Annotated in this window: 14 protein-coding genes; 6 read left to right on the top strand and 8 right to left on the bottom strand. The window is 68.4% G+C overall.

The genetic code is table 11. The annotated features are described in order from the left end of the window. The first annotated feature begins 65 nt into the window (after nt 1-65). Entirely contained in the window at nt 66-1,481 is a 1,416-nt protein-coding gene (locus tag PQ455_RS03165; RefSeq protein WP_273689125.1) for a serine hydrolase domain-containing protein, read from the top strand. Between the two features lie 5 nt (nt 1,482-1,486). Here PQ455_RS03165 and leuB read toward each other — a convergent pair whose 3' ends face one another. The 5 genes from leuB to PQ455_RS03140 form a co-directional block, all read right to left on the bottom strand. Next, nucleotides 1,487-2,530: a 3-isopropylmalate dehydrogenase gene (gene leuB, locus PQ455_RS03160; protein ID WP_273689124.1), complete on the bottom strand. Its 1,044-nt coding sequence runs from the start codon at nt 2,528-2,530 to the stop codon at nt 1,487-1,489. 170 nt (nt 2,531-2,700) lie between these two features. Further along, complete coding sequence (gene metH, locus PQ455_RS03155; RefSeq protein ID WP_273689121.1) at nt 2,701-5,352, bottom strand: methionine synthase; 2,652 nt, start codon at nt 5,350-5,352, stop codon at nt 2,701-2,703. Nucleotides 5,353-5,467: 115 nt separating this feature from the next. Beyond that, nucleotides 5,468-6,526: a homocysteine S-methyltransferase family protein gene (locus PQ455_RS03150; protein ID WP_273689120.1), complete on the bottom strand. Its 1,059-nt coding sequence runs from the start codon at nt 6,524-6,526 to the stop codon at nt 5,468-5,470. Nucleotides 6,527-6,537: 11 nt separating this feature from the next. Then, a complete protein-coding gene (metF, locus tag PQ455_RS03145; protein ID WP_273689119.1) occupies nt 6,538-7,482 on the bottom strand; it encodes a methylenetetrahydrofolate reductase [NAD(P)H] in 945 nt (314 codons plus the stop codon). Further along, nucleotides 7,479-8,432 (bottom strand): ArsR/SmtB family transcription factor, encoded by a 954-nt coding sequence (locus PQ455_RS03140; RefSeq protein WP_273689118.1) that lies wholly within the window; start codon nt 8,430-8,432, stop codon nt 7,479-7,481. Before PQ455_RS03140 ends, metF begins: the two co-directional genes overlap by 4 nt. Nucleotides 8,433-8,511: 79 nt before the next feature. Here PQ455_RS03140 and PQ455_RS03135 point away from each other — a divergent pair, with 79 nt between their 5' ends. Together PQ455_RS03135 and PQ455_RS03130 are read left to right on the top strand one after the other, a co-directional pair. After that, entirely contained in the window at nt 8,512-9,489 is a 978-nt protein-coding gene (locus PQ455_RS03135) for an MlaA family lipoprotein (protein WP_273689117.1), read from the top strand. A gap of 102 nt (nt 9,490-9,591) precedes the next feature. Next, nucleotides 9,592-9,873: a hypothetical protein gene (locus PQ455_RS03130; protein ID WP_273689116.1), complete on the top strand. Its 282-nt coding sequence runs from the start codon at nt 9,592-9,594 to the stop codon at nt 9,871-9,873. A 72-nt stretch (nt 9,874-9,945) separates the two neighbouring features. Here PQ455_RS03130 and PQ455_RS03125 read toward each other — a convergent pair whose 3' ends face one another. Both PQ455_RS03125 and dacB read right to left on the bottom strand, forming a co-directional pair. Then, nucleotides 9,946-12,345, bottom strand: coding sequence for a membrane-bound PQQ-dependent dehydrogenase, glucose/quinate/shikimate family (locus PQ455_RS03125; protein ID WP_273689114.1), 2,400 nt, complete (start codon nt 12,343-12,345; stop codon nt 9,946-9,948). Between the two features lie 176 nt (nt 12,346-12,521). Beyond that, complete coding sequence (gene dacB / locus PQ455_RS03120) at nt 12,522-13,964, bottom strand: D-alanyl-D-alanine carboxypeptidase/D-alanyl-D-alanine endopeptidase (RefSeq protein WP_273689112.1); 1,443 nt, start codon at nt 13,962-13,964, stop codon at nt 12,522-12,524. Between the two features lie 86 nt (nt 13,965-14,050). Here dacB and PQ455_RS03115 point away from each other — a divergent pair, with 86 nt between their 5' ends. From PQ455_RS03115 to PQ455_RS03105, 3 genes are all read left to right on the top strand, one after another. Then, a complete protein-coding gene (locus tag PQ455_RS03115; protein WP_273689110.1) occupies nt 14,051-14,848 on the top strand; it encodes a TrmH family RNA methyltransferase in 798 nt (265 codons plus the stop codon). A gap of 70 nt (nt 14,849-14,918) precedes the next feature. Further along, entirely contained in the window at nt 14,919-15,266 is a 348-nt protein-coding gene (locus tag PQ455_RS03110; RefSeq protein ID WP_273689109.1) for a hypothetical protein, read from the top strand. 79 nt (nt 15,267-15,345) lie between these two features. Beyond that, a complete protein-coding gene (locus tag PQ455_RS03105) occupies nt 15,346-16,005 on the top strand; it encodes a glutathione S-transferase family protein (protein ID WP_273689107.1) in 660 nt (219 codons plus the stop codon). A gap of 160 nt (nt 16,006-16,165) precedes the next feature. Here PQ455_RS03105 and PQ455_RS03100 read toward each other — a convergent pair whose 3' ends face one another. Beyond that, on the bottom strand, nt 16,166-16,870 hold the full coding sequence (locus PQ455_RS03100) for an HAD family hydrolase (protein WP_273689106.1): 705 nt from the start codon (nt 16,868-16,870) through the stop codon (nt 16,166-16,168). Nucleotides 16,871-16,968 lie beyond the last annotated feature (98 nt).

The following is a 16,968-nucleotide window of genomic DNA, read 5'->3' as shown; positions in this document are numbered from 1 at the left end:
TCACCACGCCCCCGATCTGCCACCCACGCAGGCCTTGGGCCTTGGCCGCCAGAGGGGTGAATCGCGTGCGACTGTCGATCGTTTCCAGCCTGTTCGCCGGCGCCGCGCTGGCCGCCGCCGCGCCCGTCGCCGCGCAGAGCTTCACCGCCGCCGAAAGCGCCCAGGTCGACACGCTCGTCGGCGAGGCGCTGGCCGCGACGGGGGTGCCATCGGCATCGGTGACGGTGGTGCGCGGCGGGAAGATCGCCTTCGCCAAGGCCTATGGCAAGCAATCGGAAACGATCGCCACGGCCGACATCAAGACGAAATACCAGATCGCCTCGGTCTCCAAGCAATTCACCGCCGCCGCCATCCTGCTGCTGCGCGACGAGGGCAAGCTCTCGCTCGACGACACAATTGCCAAGTATCTGCCCGGCATCACCGGGGGCGATCGGATCACGATCCGGCAGTTGCTGGCGCACACCTCGGGCCTGCAGGATTATTGGCCGCAGGATTTCAGCTTCGCGGCGATGGCGACGCCGACCAGCCCGCAGGGCATCGTCGATCGCTGGGCCAGGAAGCCGCTCGATTTCGAGCCCGGCAGCCAGTGGCAATATTCCAACACCGGCTATGTCGTGGCGGGGCTGATCGTCGAGAAATTGTCGGGCATGGAGCTGGTGCCGTTCCTGAAGAACAGGCTGCTCGATCCGCTCGGCATCGATGCGATCGATCAGGATTTGGCGACGGGCAAGGGCTATCCGCAGGGCTATACCCGCGCCGCGCTGGGGCCCGTGAAGGTGGAGACGCCGCCGGCCAGCGGCTGGCTCTATGCGGCGGGCGAGCTTTCGATGAGCACGCCCGACCTCGCCAAATGGGATATCGCCCGGATCGAGCGCAAGGGCCTGCCGGCGAAGGACTGGGCCGAGCAGGAGCAGGCGGTGAAGCTCACTGACGGCGCCTCGACCCATTACGGGCTGGGCGTGACGTTGGCGGAGGTGAAGAAGCGGGCGACGGTGGAGCATGGCGGCGAGGCGGTCGGCTTCCTCACCACCAATCGCGTGTTCGTGGAGGACAAGGCCGCGATCGTGGTGGCGGTGAACGCCTGGTTCGGCGACGCGCAAAGCCGCATCGCCGACGGCATCGGCGACATCCTCTTCCCCGATCGCAAGACCGCCTCGACCGGGCTGGACGAGACCGCGCGCACCGCGATGGCGCGCAAGGTGTATGACCAGTTGCGCGAGGGCATGCTCGACCGGGCGATGCTGACCGAGGACGCCAATTACTATTACACGGCCGGGGTGCAGGCGGATTATCGCGACAGCCTGGGCTCGCTGGGCGAACCGACCGCCTTCGCCACGCGCGGGGCGCCACGGCTACGCGGCGGCTTCGTCGTGCGGGGGTATGTGGTGAGCTATGGCGAGCGCAAGCTGAACATCTCGACCATGTCCGAACTGGGGCAGGACGGGCGGTTCGAGCAGTTTCTGGTGACGCCGGGGAGTTGAACGGCCTATAGCGCCGCCAGCACCGCGTCGCCCATCTGCGTGGTCGTCATCGCGCCGCCCAGATCGGCCGATCGCGCGCCGCCGGCCAGCGCCGTCGCCACCGCCACCTCGATCCGGTTGGCCTCCTCGGCCATGCCCAGCGAGTAGCGCAGCATCATCGCCGCCGACAGGATCGTCGCCAGCGGATTGGCCTTGCCCTGCCCCGCGATATCGGGCGCCGAGCCGTGGATCGGCTCGTAAAGGCCCTTGCCGCCCGCATCGAGCGAGGCCGAGGGCAGCATCCCGATCGAGCCGGCGCACATGCTCGCCTGATCGGAGAGGATGTCGCCGAAGAGGTTGCCGGTGACGATCACGTCGAACTGGCCGGGGTTGCGCACCAGCTGCATCGCCGCGTTGTCGACATACATGTGGCTGAGTTCCACGTCCGGATATTCGGCCGAAATCTCGATCACCACGTCGCGCCACAGCTGCGAGGTTTCCAGCACATTGGCCTTGTCCACCGAACACAGCTTGCCGCGCCGCGCCTGCGCCGTGCGGAAGCCGCTGTGGGCGATGCGCGCCACCTCGTCCTCGTTATAGGACATGATGTCATAGCCTTCGCGGCGGCCGGAGGCGGTCTTGCGCATCCCCTTCTCGCCGAAATAGACGTCGCCGTTCAGCTCTCGCACGATCACCATGTCGATCGCGCTGGCGACTTCGGGGCGGAGCGCCGAGGCATCGGCCAGTTCGGGGAACAGCCGCGCGGGGCGCAGGTTGGCGAACAGGGCGAGTTCCTTGCGGAGCCCCAGGATCGCCTGCTCTGGGCGCAGTGCGCGTTCCAGGCTGTCGCAATCGGGATCGCCGACCGCGCCGAACAGGATCGCGTCGGCCCGCTTGGCCAGATCGAGCGTCGCGGGCGGCAGCGGATGGCCCGACGCCTTGTAGGCCGCGCCCCCGACGGGCGCGCTCTTGAACGTCAGCCGATCGCCGCACACCATTTCCAGCACGCGCACGGCCTCGGCCGTCACCTCCGGCCCGATCCCATCCCCCGGCAGCACCGCGATCAGCATGTCGACACCCTCGATAGTCCATCGCCGCCCCGGCCGGCCCGAGTCATCGGGCCGCAGGCGGCGTCGCGGCAGCCCCTTGGCAGATACGAGCCATGTAGGACAGCCCCGTGATCCGACATCACGGCTGTGAAGTCGCGGAGGCTAGCTCATCCTCGAGCCCGGTCCGCCGCTCAATGCAGGTTGGGCCGCAGCCACCGTTCGGCCGTATCGCGATCGACGCCGCGCCGTTCGGCATAGTCCGCCACCTGATCCTCGCCGATCCGCGCGACACCGAAATAGGCCGCGTCGGGGTGGCCGAAGTAGAAGCCCGATACCGCCGCCGTCGGCAGCATCGCGAAGCTCTCCGTCAGGGTGATGCCGGTCGCGTCGGTCGCCTTCAGCAGATCGAACAGGATCGGCTTCAGGCTGTGATCCGGGCAGGCCGGATAGCCGGGCGCCGGGCGGATGCCGCGATATTGCTCCTTGATGAGCGCCTCGTTGGTCAGTTGCTCGCCCGCCGCATAGCCCCACAGATCGGCGCGGACGTGGAGGTGGAGGCGTTCGGCGAACGCCTCGGCCAGACGATCGGCCAGCGCCTTCAGCAGAATGTCGCGATAATCGTCGTGCGTCGCCTTGAAGCGCGCCAGATGCGCGTCGATGCCGTGGCCGGCCGTCACCGCGAAGCCGCCGATCCAGTCGCCCTGCGGTGACACGAAATCGGCCAAGCACATGTTGGGCCGCCCCTCGCGCTTCTTGATCTGCTGGCGGAGCATGGCGAGCGGCACGTCGGCACCCTCGAAGGTGACGATGATATCGTCGCCCTCGCGGCGGCAAGGCCACAGGCCCGCCACGCCCTTCGCCGTCAGCCACTTTTCGGCGATGATCGTGTCGAGCATCTCCTGCGCGTCGGCCCACAGACTCCGCGCGCTCTCGCCGACGATCTCGTCCTCCAGGATGGCGGGGTAATTGCCCGCCAGTTCCCAGGCGCGGAAGAAGGGCGTCCAGTCGATATAGTCGCGCAGGTCGGCGAGATCCCAATCCTCATAGACGTGCGTGCCGGGCTTGAGCGGCGCGGGCGCCTTCTGCGCCTCGATGAAGGGGAAGGCGTTGGCGCGCGCGTCGGCGAGCGGGGCGAGATCGTTCTGCCCCTTGCCCTCGCGGGCGATGCGGACCGCCTCGTAATCGGCCGCCGTCTTTTCGACGAAGGCGTCGCGCTGGGTATCCGACACGAGCGTCGAGGCGACGCCGACCGCGCGGCTGGCATCCAGCACATGCACCACCGGCCCCGCATAGGCCGGCGCGATACGCAGCGCGGTGTGAACCTTGGAGGTGGTCGCCCCGCCGATCAGCAGCGGCATGGTCATGCCCTTGCGCTGCATCTCGGCCGCCACCGTCACCATCTCGTCGAGCGATGGGGTGATGAGGCCCGACAGGCCGATCATGTCGGCATTGTTGTCCTGCGCGGCCTTGATGATGTCCATCCACGGCACCATCACGCCCATGTCGACGACCTCGAAGCCATTGCACTGGAGCACGACGCCGACGATATTCTTGCCGATATCGTGCACGTCGCCCTTCACGGTCGCCATGATGATGCGCCCCTTGCCGCGCGTGTCGGCGTTCTTCTCCTTCTCCGCCTCGATATAGGGGAGCAGGTGGGCGACGGCCTTCTTCATCACGCGGGCGGATTTCACCACCTGCGGCAGGAACATCTTGCCCGCGCCGAACAGGTCGCCGACGACGTTCATGCCATCCATCAGCGGGCCTTCGATCACCTCGATCGGCCGGCCGCCGCGCGCGAAAATCTCCTGCCGCGCCTCCTCGGTATCGTCGACGACATGCGCGTCGAGGCCCTTCACCAGCGCATGTTCGATCCGCTTGACCACCGGCCAGCCGCGCCATTCCTCGGCGGCCTTCTCGGCCACCGCATCGGTGCCCTTGAAGCGCTCGGCGATGGAGATCAGCCGCTCGGTCGGCGTCTCGAAGCCTTTGTCGGGGCGGTTGGGGCGGTTGAGGATGACGTCCTCGGCCGCCTCGCGCAGCTCCGGGTCGATCGTGTCGTACACGTCGAGCTGGCCGGCGTTGACGATGCCCATGTCCATGCCGGCGGGGATGGCGTGGTAGAGGAAGATCGAGTGCATTGCCCGGCGCACCGGCTCGTTGCCTCGGAACGAGAAGCTCAGGTTCGAGAGGCCGCCCGAGATATGCGCGTGCGGGCAGAGCGCGCGGATTTCGCGGCACGCCTCAATGAAGTCCACGCCGTAATTGTCATGTTCCTCGATGCCCGTCGCCACCGCGAAGATGTTGGGATCGAAGATGATGTCCTCGGGCGGAAAGCCGATGCCCATGAGGAGACCGTAGGCGCGCTTGCAGATCTCGACCTTGCGGTCCTTGGTGTCGGCCTGGCCGACCGTATCGAACGCCATCACCACCACGGCGGCGCCATAGGCCATCACCTTGCGCGCCGATGCGAGGAACGCCTCCTCGCCCTCCTTCATGCTGATCGAATTGACGATCGGCTTGCCGGAGACGCACTTCAGCCCCGCCTCGATCACGCTCCACTTGGAGCTGTCGACCATGATCGGCACGCGCGCGATATCGGGCTCGGCGGCGATCAGCTTGAGAAAGGTCGTCATCGCGAACTCGGCGTCGAGCAGACCCTCGTCCATGTTGACGTCGACCACCTGCGCGCCATTCTCGACCTGCTGGCGCGCGACCTCGACGGCCCGGGTATAATCCCCGGCCATGATGAGCTTCTTGAACGCCGCCGATCCGGTGACGTTGGTACGCTCGCCGATATTGACGAAATTGGCGCGGGAGACGGGTTCGGGGGCGGTGGCCATTGGCTCTTTCTTCTTCGTCACCCTGAACTTGTTTCAGGGTCCATCGTGCAACAGGCGCGGCGGTGGGAGGGGATGGCTGGATGCTGAAACAAGTTCAGCATGACAGCCTATTCTTTCACGCCGCCAGCTCGAACGGATCGAGACCGGTCAGCCGCATCGCGGGTTTCGGCGTCGGCAGCGCGCGCGGCGGGGCGCCGGCGGCGGCTTTCGCCATCGCCGCGATATGCCCCGGCGTCGTGCCGCAGCAGCCGCCGACCACATTGAGCAGGCCGTTTTCCACCCACTCCGCGATCAGCTCGCCGGTCTTGGCGGGCAACTCGTCATAGGCGCCCAGATCGTTGGGCAGCCCGGCGTTGGGATAGGCCATCAGCAGGGTATCGGCGATGCCCGACAGCACCTGCACATGCGGGCGCATCAGATCGGCCCCGAAGGCGCAGTTGAGGCCCACCGTCAGCGGCTTGGCGTGGCGGATCATGTACCAGAAAGCCTCGACCGAATGGCCCGAGAGGTTGCGGCCGGACATGTCGGTGATCGTCATCGAGATCATCATCGGGATCTCGCGGCCGAGCTTGTCCTGCAATTCCAGCACCGCCATGATCGCGGCCTTGGCGTTGAGCGTGTCGAAGATCGTCTCGATCAGGATGAAGTCGCAGCCACCCTCCAGCAGCGTCTCGGCCTGATCGGCGTAGATCGCCTTCACCTCGTCGAACGTCACCGCGCGGAAGCCGGGATCGTTAACGTCGGGCGAGAGCGACAGCGTCTTGTTGGTCGGCCCCATGGCACCCGCCACGAAGCGCGGGCGCCCGTCGCGCGCCTCATATTCGTCCGCCGCCTTGCGGGCGTTCTGTGCCGACACGAGGTTCATGTCGCGCACCAGATGCAGCGCCGAATAATCGCCCTGGCTGATGAGGTTGGCGTTGAACGTGTTGGTCGAGACTATGTCCGAACCAGCATCCAGATAGGCGCGGGTGATCTCGTCGATCACGTCGGGCCGGGTCAGCACGAGCAGGTCGTTGTTGCCCTTCTGATCGTCGGCGAGGTCATAGTCGCCGCGATAGTCGGCCTCGCTCAGCTTGTAGGTCTGGATCATCGTGCCGAAGGCGCCGTCGGTGATGAGGATGCGCTTGGCGGCTTCCTCGCGGAAACGGCGGGCGGCGGCGGAGGGGGTCAGCATGGGATGTTTCCTTAGGCCGCCGCTTCGACCGGCTTGGCCACCGCCGCCCGCTTGCCCAGCAGGTGCGAGATGGCGAAGGCGAGTTCGGCGCGGTTGAGCGTGTAGAAGTGGAACTGTCGGACGCCGCCGGCATAGAGCTTGCGACACAATTCGGCCGCCACCGTCGCGGCGACGAGCTGGCGCGCGGCGGGATGATCGTCGAGCCCCTCGAAGATATGGCCCATCCACGCCGGGATATCGGTGCCGCACATCGCCGACATCCTCTTCATGCCCGCGAAGTTGGAAACGGGCATGATGCCGGGGACGATCTCGGTCGTGATGCCCGCCGCCACCGCGCGATCGCGGAAGCGGAAGAAGGTGTCGGGCGAATGGAAGAATTGCGTGATGGCGCGGTTGGCGCCGGCATCCATCTTGCGCTTGAGATGATCGATATCGGCCTGCTGGCTGATCGCTTCCGGGTGCGCCTCGGGATAAGCGGCGACCGAAATCTCGAACGGGTGCAGCTTCAGCAGCCCTTCGACCAGCTCGGCGGCGCCGGCATAGCCCTCGGGGTGCGCCTCGAATTTCGTGCCCGCCACCTGCGGATCGCCGCGCAGCGCCACGATATGGCGCACGCCCGCATTCCAATATTCCTCCGCCACCTCGGCGATGTCGGCCTTGCTGGCGGCGACGCAGGTGAGGTGCGCGGCGGCCTGGATGCCCGTCTCGCGCGCGACCCGCTCGACGGTGGCATGGGTCCGCTCGCGGGTCGATCCACCCGCGCCATAGGTGACCGAGACGAAACGCGGCGCCAGCGGCTCCAGCGTGCGGATCGCGCCCCACAAAGTCTCTTCCATCTTCTCCGTCTTGGGCGGGAAGAATTCGAAGGACAGGTCGAAATCGCCCGACAGATCCGCATAGAGCGGCGCATCGAGCGCGCGGCGGGCCTCTTCGAGCTGGGCAACCGAAATACTCATGCCGATACCACCTTCAATCGTGTTCCGGCCGGCTTCACGCCCAGCCACAATTTCACCGTCAGTGCGCCGCCGCGCAATTCGACCGGCGCGCCGGCCTCCAGCCCCGCCGCCCGCATCCAGCCCGCAAGCTGCGCGTCGTCGAAGCCCAGGCGGGTGTGCGCGTCCTTCACCCGCAATTCCTCCCGGTCGTGCGCGGCGAAATCGACGACCAGCAGCCGCCCCTCGCCGTCGAGCAGCCGCGCCGCTTCCGCCACCGCCGCCTCGGGCTGGGTGGCGTAATGCAACACCTGATGCAGCACCACCGTATCCGCCGCCCGATCCTCGATCGGGAGGGCGTACATATCCCCCTGCCGCAGCTCGGCGCCGGCCACCTCGCCCAGCTTGGCGCGGGCGATCCGCAGCATTTCCGGGCTGCGATCGATGCCGAGCGCGCCCGTCGCCTCGCCCGCGAACAATTCGAGGATGCGCCCCGTGCCCGTGCCGATATCGACCATCCGGCCGACCGGGCGATCGCCCAGCACGCGCTGGATCGCCGCCTCCACGTCCGCCTCGGCCACGTGCAGCGAGCGCATCGCATCCCATTCCGCCGCATGGGCCGCGAACCAGTCCTCGGCCGCCGCCGTGCGATCCGCCCGCACCGCCGCCAGCCGCGCCGCGTCGGCCGTCACCCAGGCATCGGCGACCCGATCGTCCCACCCGTCGATCGCCGCGAACAGAGCGCCGTCCGCCACCGCCGGGCCGAGCCGCAGGAACAGCCAGCTGCCCTCCTTGCGGCGATCGGCGAGGCCCGCGTCGCCCAGAATCTTCACATGGCGCGAGACGCGTGGCTGGCTCTGCCCCAGCACCTGAGCCAGTTCGCTGACCGACAGCTCCATCTGCCGCAACAGCGCCAGGATGCGCAGGCGCGTCGGATCGGCAAGCGCACGGAAGACGGCGAGCGGGGCAACCATAGAAATTGAGACATAAAGATGTCTTTATATGCGGTCAAGCGACTTGCCCGGTGGCGGGGGCTATGGCAGGCAAATGGCCATGACCAAAACCCTTTCGGCGCGTAGCTTTTCCGCCGTAGCGGCGCTCGCGCTCCTTTCCGGTTGCGCCACCGTCGGCACCGATCGTCTGGCGGAGCGCGATCCGCTGGAGAAGTTCAACCGAGGCGTCTGGGGAGTCAACCAGGCGGCCGACAAGGTGCTCATCAAGCCCGTCACCAGCGTCTATCGCGCGGTGGCGCCGAAGGTAGCGCGGCAGGGCGTGTCGAACGCTTTCTCGAATCTCAGCGAGCCCTGGTCGTTCATCAACAACGTCCTCCAGGGCAAACCCGATCGTGCGGTGCGCACGCTCGGCCGCTTCGTCATCAACACCACGATCGGCATCGGCGGCCTGTTCGATCATGCCAGCAAGATGGGCCTGAAGCCCGCACGCGAGGATCTCGGCCAGACGCTCGCCGTATGGGGCGCCAACGGTGGGCCCTATCTCGTCCTGCCGCTGCTCGGCCCGTCGACCATGCGGGACGGCATCGGATCGGGCGTCGCCTTCTTCGCCGATCCGTTCGTGATCGCGCTCAACAACAGCGGCCTGACGCGCACACAGAGGCTGGCGGTGCGCGCGGTGCAGATCATCTCCGCCCGATCCGACCTGATCGAAAGCGGCGGCGACGCCTTCCTGCAATCGAGCCTCGATCCCTATGCGGCCGCGCGCTCGGCCTATCTGCAAGGGCGCCGCGCCCAGATCCTCGATCAGGAGGATGCCGGCGGCGACGACGACGCGATCGTGCCGACCGAGGCCGATGGCGGCACGCCGGCCGGCGCCGACGAACCGATCGTGCCCAGCGCGGCGGACGGCGGCAGCGCCGCCCCTGCCCCGGCCCCAGCCCCAGCCCCCGGCGCCGACGACCCGATCGTGCCGACCGCCGCCGATGGCGCGACCACGCCGGCCCCGGCCGCCGAAAACGTGCCGACGCCGGTGGGCGATGCCGCCAAGACGCCGCCCGCCTCGCCGCCGAAGCCCTGATTTCCGGCCGCATTGCGCGGGATGGATCAACGGGTTACCCTCGCGTCAAATGCACCCGCCCCGTGGCGGGACAGGGGAACCCATGACAAAGGGATCATATTGATGCGGAAATTGACCGCTCTGGCGCTGGTGATCGCGCTCGCGGGCTGCTCCAAACAGGCCCAGCAGAACGCCGCCGCCGACGCCAGCAACACCGCCGCCGAACTCAACGCCACCGCCGCCAAGGCCGAAAGCGACGTGGATGCGGCGATCGCGACCGGCTCCGACGTGGCCGAGCGCAAGGCGGCCCAGGCTGGCGACGCCACCTCGCAGGCCGCGAACAGCGCCGGCGCCGCGATCGACCGCGCGGGCGATCGGGTCGAAGAGGCGGCCAACGGGCTGTGATCTAACCGATCCGCGACCCGCCAACAGAACGGGCTCCGGTATCAACCGGAGCCCGTTTCGATTCAGGCCAGCCTAACCCCGCTTGGGCAAGGCATAGGCGATCACCTGATCGCCTATCGGGGTTTCCATGAAGTGGTGGCCGCCGGTCATGATGACCAGATATTCGCGGCCGGCGACTTCGTAGAGCATCGGGGTGGCCTGGCCGCCGGCGGGCAGCACGTCGGTCCAGAGCGTCTTGCCGGTCTTCAGGTCGATCGCGCGGATGAGGTTGTCGGTCGCGGCGGCGATGAAGATCAGGCCGCTGGCGCTGACCACCGCGCCGCCGTTGTTGGGCACGCCGATCGTGAGCGGCAGCATCGAGGGGATGCCGAACGGGCCATTGGTACGCGCGGTGCCGAACGGGCGATCCCAGATCGTCTTGCCGCTGGCGATGTCGATCGCGCGGATGCCGCCATAGGGGGGCTGCTTGCACAGCATGCCGGTGAAGGGCAGGCGCCAGCCGGCGTTGACGTCGATCGCATAAGGCGTGTTGGCCTGGGGATCGCCCGCCCCCTCCGCGCCACCGATCGCGCCGCGTGCCTGATCGCGCGGTGCCCAGCCTTTCTTGTCGGCCTCCGCACGGGGCACGAGGCGGACGTAGTTCGGCATGTCGTTGTAGTTCGCCACGATCACGCCGCGCGCCGGATCGACGGCGATGCCGCCCCAGTCGCTGCCGCCATTATAGCCGGGATATTCGATCGAGCGGCGATCGCTCTCGGGCGGGGTGAAGAAGCCGTGGTAGCTCGCCTTCCGAAACTGGATGCGGCAGACCATCTGGTCGATCGGCGACATGCCCCACATGTCGCGCTCGGTGAGCGTGGGCTTGCGCAGCGTCTGCCACAGCGAGACGCGCTGGGTGGCCGGGCGGCGCGCGGGCTCGACACCGCCCTGCGGCACACGGATGGTGCCCACCGGGGTCAGCGGGCGGCCGGTGCGGCGATCGAGGACGTAGAGGTCGCCCTGCTTGGAGGGCAGGACCAGCGCGGGCGTGCCCTTGTAGTCGATCAGGGTCGCCTGGCTGCCGAAGTCATAATCCCACACGTCGTTGCGGACGGCCTGGAAATGCCAGCGCGGCTTGCCGCTGGCGACGTCGATCGCGACCAGCGAGGTGGCGAATTCGTCCTCCGCCGGGCGGCGCAGGCCCGAATAATAATCGGCCGAGCTGTTGCCCATGGGCAGGTAGACGAGGCCGAGTTGCTCGTCGCCGCTGGCGATCGTCCACATGTTGGGCGTGCCGCGCGTATAGGTCTCGCCGGCTTTGAGGAGCGTGCGATCGGGGCGCATCATGTCCCACGACCAGCGCTGCTGGCCGGTCACCGCGTCATAGGCCTGGATCACGCCGGAGGGCGCCCAGCGGTCCTGCCCGTCGAGCACCTGATGACCGGTGACGATCACGCCACGCACGATGGTGGGCGGGGAATTGATCGAGATATAGCCGGGCGAGACCTGGCCCATGCCCTGCTTGATATCGACCTCGCCATTGACGCCGAAATCCTTGCAGCGCTGGCCGGTGGCGGCGTCGATCTCGACGATGCGGGCATCCAGCGTGCCCTCCACGATGCGACGGGCGCAGGGCGCGGTGGGGGCGGCGCCGGGGGTCTCGTAATAGCTCACGCCCCGGCAGGCGGCGGTATAAGGGATGGCGTCGTCGGATACCTTCGGGTCGAAGCGCCATTTCTGCCGGCCGGTCGCCGGATCGAGCGCGAGGACGAGGTTCTTGGGCGTGCAGACGTAGAGCGTGTCGCCCACTTTGAGCGGCGTATTCTCCGCGCCATAGGTGCCGGCGACCTGCGGGTTGGAGGGCATGTCTCCGGTATGGATCAGCCAGGCGCGTTCGAGCCCGGCGACGTTGCCGGGGGTGATCTGGCTGAGCGGGGAGAAGCGGCGCGCGGCATAGCTGCCGCCGTAGGCGGGCCAGTCGGCGCCGGCCTGATGGAGCGAGGGATCGCCCATGATCCCGCTGGCGGCGGGCAGCGCTGCCATGACGGGCGCCTCGCTCGCCTTGCCCAAGGCGGTGAAGGCGATCGCCGCGACGACGACCGCCGCGACGGCCCCGCCCCCGCCCCAGCGCCAGCGGCTGGCGGCGCGGGTGAGCAGCGGCATCACCAGCAGCACCGCGACCAGCAGAACCAGCGGCGCCACGACGCGCGGCACCAATGCCCACGGGTTGCCGCCCACTTCCCATACGGCCCAGACGAGCGTGGCGGCGAAGATGGCGATGTAGAGCCAGCCGCCCGCGATCCGCTGCCGCACGAGCAGCACGCCCGACACGATCATCGCGAGCCCCGCGATCAGATAATAAGCCGAGCCGCCGACCCCCACGAGCCACGCCCCGCCGACGGCGAGGACGAGACCGATGAGGGCGATGACGGCGCCGAGGATCGTCGCGCCCCAGCTACGGCGGCGACGGGGCAGGAAATCATGAGAGGGCATGGGCCGGTCCTTGGACTAAGCGGCCATCGGGGAAGATGGTCTGAACACGGCGACCGAAACGATCGTCACCGCGCAGAACCCGTTTCGATTAGCAATGTTCCGTAACAAATGGGTGCGGGGAGACAACGGTGTGTTGGGCCTATCGCAACGGTGCCCCGGTCTCAGCCTGCTGCCACTCAGGTCCCTGCCGCGATCAGCAGCAGCGCCGCGTCGATCGCCTTCGTCGCGCCGCCATCCTCCGGCACATCGTTGGCGAAGGCCGAGAAAGTCAGCGTCCGGCCGCTCGCCGTCGTCAGCCAGCCGGACAGCGCGTTGGTGGCGTTGAGCGTGCCGGTCTTGGCGAAGAGCTTGCCTTCCAGCGGCGTGCCTCGGAAGCGTCTGGAGAGCGTGCCATCCACCCCGCCGATCGGCAGCGAGGCGCGCCATGCCGCGCCCCACGGCTGGCCCGCGATCCAGCGCAGCAGGCCGACCGCGCCGCGCGGCGCGACCCGGTTGTAATTGGACATGCCGGAGCCATCGGCGAAGTCATAAGCAGTGCGCCCTACCCCCGCCTGCCCCAGCATCGCCCGCACCGCCGCCTGCCCGTCCGCGATCGATCCCGATCCGGTCATGCGACCGGTGCGGCGCAGCAGCAGTTCGGCATGGAGATTCTGGCTGACCTTGTTGGTGATGGCGACATCCTCGGCCAGTGGCGGCAGCGGCAGGGTGGCGAGCGGCGCGGGCACCGGCGGGCGGGCGGCGGGCGCACCGCCGCGCGCGACGGGGTCGTCGGCGGCCGTGAGGGGCCGGTGGCGGACATCGACCTTTCCGGTGACCCGCACGCCGCGCGCCTCCAGCATCGCCCTCAACACCCACGCCGCATAGCGCGCGGGATCGTCGATGCCGAGGCGGATGGTTTCGGGCTTCGCGTCGGCGGCGATGGTGCCGGTGAGGCGGACGAGCGCGCCATTGGGCTCGCGGGTGAAATCGAGGTCGCCCCCGCCGGCGGGGCCGGTCGTGGCGCGATTGTCGAGCGCGTAATAGGCCGGGAGATCGACGATCGGGGGCTTGCCGGGCATTGTGGGGGTGACCGTCATCACCAGTTCGTTGTCGTCGAGGGTGAGCGCCGAGGTGGCGGTGCCGGAGCGCGTCGGGATGTTGTTCCAGCTCATGCCCGGGCTCCACCGTTCGTCGGGGTAGAGGCTGTCGTCGCCGATCACGTCGCCCACCAGTCTCGCCCTCGCGGCGACCGCGTCGGCGAGGGTGGCGAGGCAATCGACCGTGCAATCCTTCGCGCTCGACAGCCGCGCGTCGCCCGCGCCGACCAGCACGACATCGGGCACGCGCCGCCCCTCCCCGTCCAGCCGGATCGCGGTGCCGGCGGTCGCGTCCAGCACGCCCGGCGTCGCATAGGCGGCGGCGGTGGTGAACATCTTGGTGTTGGAGGCGGGCACGAAGCGGCTGTCGGGATTGATCGCGACCAGTTCGCGGCCGGCTTCATCGACGACCAGCAGGCCGAAACGGGTGCCGAGCGGGGCCTGGGCGAGGACGGCCTCGACCTTTACTTGCAACGGCGGCTGCGCCTGCGCGGGGGTGGCCGCGAGGGCGAGGAGCGCGAGGAACGGGAGCGATCGTTGCATGGCCGCAACCGTATCGGGAAACGGCTGGGGTGCAATATCCTGCGGACACCCTACCCCCGCCCCCGCCGCTCGGCTAACAGGCGATCATGCCCCGCGAGATCACCGCTTACTCAAACCCCCTCGTCAAGCGCGTCCGCAACCTGCGCGAGAAGCGGCACCGCCGCGAAGAGGGCCTGTTCCTCGCCGAAGGGCTGCGCATTCTGGCCGAGGCGCAGGAAGCGGGCCACCTGCCGCAGTGGATCTTCTACGCCGCCGACAGCGCCGGCCACCCGCTCGTCCGCCGGCTCGTCGCCGCCACCGAAAAGGCCGGCGGCGAGGCTATCGAGACCACCCGCGACATCCTCCACAAACTTTCCGGCAAGGATAATCCGCAGACGGTGCTGGGCGTCTATCGCCAGTTCGACACCAGCCTCGCCCGCATCGACCGCGCCGCCGCCGGCATCTGGATCGTGGCGCAATCGCTGCGCGACCCCGGCAACCTCGGCACGATCCTGCGCACCGGGGATGCGGTGGGGGCGGGCGGGCTGATCCTCGTGGACGATTGCGTCGATCCCTTCTCGGTCGAGGCGGTGCGCGCCACCATGGGCGCCCTCTTCACCCAGCGTATCGCCCAGGCCCGGTGGGAGGATTTCCTGCCCTGGCTGCGCGCCGGCCCCGGCCAGCTCGTCGGCACCAGCCTGAAAGCGACCGGTTCTTACCGCGCGCCCCGCTACGAAGCTCCCACCTTCCTGCTCGTCGGCAACGAGGCGCAGGGGTTGCCCGAGGCTTATGAGGCGGAATGCGACCTCTTGGTGAAGATCCCGATGCTCGGCAAGGCCGACAGCCTCAACGCCGCCGTCGCGACGGCGGTGATCGCCTATGAGGTGCTGGGCCAGCGATCGTAGCGGGTCTCGCGCGGCCGTTGACCCCGCCGCGCCGATATGATGCCCTGCCGCTCGTGAGGGAGGGTCTATCATGGGGGATTACGAAGCGGTTCACGGGCGCCTGCGCGCGATCATGCTGGCATCGGCCGGAGACCAGAACGTCACCCGTGACGAGGCCGGTGACCTCGTCGTGCGCACCCACGCCATTGATGCCAGGACGAACCAACCCGGCTGGTTCGGCACGGTGACCATCAAGAAGAGCTATGTGGCCTACCACCTGATCCCGCTCTACGATCAGCCGACGCTCGCCGAGGGCCTGTCCGAGCCGCTGGCCAAGCGACGACAGGGCAAGACCTGCTTCAACTTCAAGACGATCGACGACGCGCTGTTCGGGGAACTGGCCGCCCTCACCGCCAAGGCGCGCGCGACGGTGGCGTGACTGTTCCGCGGACGCACGCGGGGGCCGGGCACCGTTGCCTCCGCCCCGCGTTTCCCCGACCACGCACGGGAGACCGCATATGCCCGATCTGATCCTCACCACCTTCGATTGGGTGCCTCACCCGCCGCGCGGCTACGTCCGCGATCTGCGGGTGCGCTGGGCGCTGGAGGAAGCGGGCCTGCCGTATCGTGTGGCGACCACGCCCTTTGGCGATCGCGGCGCGGCGCATCTCGCCCACCAGCCGTTCGCGCAGGTGCCGTGGCTTACCGACGGCGACCTCTCCATCTTCGAGAGCGGCGCGATCCTGCTGCATCTGGGCGAGCGGAGCGACACGCTGCTGCCCACCGATTCGGCCACGCGCGCCACCGCGATCGAATGGCTGTTCGCGGCGCTCAATTCGGTCGAGATGGCCAGCCTGCCCTGGTCGATCCTGAAATTCTCGGGCGAGAAGGAGGACACCACTGCCTGGAAGCAGCTCGACGGCTTCCTCACCAAGCGGCTGGCGCATCTTGAGGCGATACTCGTCGCCCGCGAATGGCTCGCCGGCCCCTTCTCCATCGCCGACATCCTGATGGCCGACGTGCTGCGCCTCGTCGATCGGCTGGGGGGCCTCACCCCCTTCCCCACCGCTCGCGCCTACATGACCCGCGCCACCGCCCGCCCGGCCTTCGCGAAGGCCCATGCCGATCAGATCGCGCATTTCGCGGCGGCGGATGCGGCGGGGCTGGGTGGCGGCTGAGCGAGGCTTTGACGCGTACCAGCTCATACTTGAGAGCCGTCACCCCGGACCTGTTCCGGGGTCCACCGTGCCACTAGCGCATCGGCCTGCGCGTTCGGTGAGGTGGATGCCGGAACAAATCCGGCATGACGGGAACTAACGACGTTCGCGAGTCGCCGCCTCACGCCGCCGCGCGGATCTCCGCCACCCAGCCGGGCAAATCCGCCAGCGTTTCCAGTTCGCGGTAGCGCGGGTGGTCGGCGGGCGCGTCGGCGGCTTCGTGCCTCCAGACGAGCGGATAGGGCACCAGCGCGGCCCAGGCGCCGGCCGTGAGCGCGGGGATCACGTCGGATTTCACCGAATTGCCCGCCATCACGGCCTGCGCCACGTCCCCGCCGTGGCGGCGGAAGGCGTGGGTGTAGCATTCGGGGGTCTTTTCGCTGACGATCTCCACCCCGTGGAAATGGCGGCCGAGGCCCGAGGCGGCCAGCTTCTGCTCTTGGTGGAACAGGTCGCCCTTGGTGATGAGGATCAGCCGCGCCTGATCGGCCAGCACCGCCAGCGCCTCTTCCACGCCCGGCAGCGGCTCGATCGGATGCGCCATCATCTCGCGCCCGGCGGCGAGGATCTCGGCCAGCACCTTGCTCGGCACGCGCCCTTCGGACAGTTCGAGCGCGGTCTCCATCATCGAGAGCGTGAAGCCCTTGGCGCCATAGCCGTAGATCGCCAGGTTGCGCCGCTCGACCGTGACGAGATGCTCCTCGATCACCGCCGGATCGCCATGGTCCTTCAGCAGATCGGCGAAGCGCGCCTGCGTCATCCGGAAGATGGTCTCGTTGTGCCAGAGCGTGTCGTCGGCATCGAGGCCGATGAGGGTGATGGACATGGGGGCCGGAATAGAGGGATTCGCCCGCCGCGCAAAGCCTCCGACACCTTGCCCCCGCCCCCGCCCTTGGGCATAGGGCGCCGCAACACCCGCCCCCG

The organism is Sphingomonas naphthae (assembly GCF_028607085.1).
In the GTDB taxonomy this organism is placed as follows: domain Bacteria; phylum Pseudomonadota; class Alphaproteobacteria; order Sphingomonadales; family Sphingomonadaceae; genus Sphingomonas_Q; species Sphingomonas_Q naphthae.
This window is presented reverse-complemented; position numbering and strand designations above follow the sequence as displayed.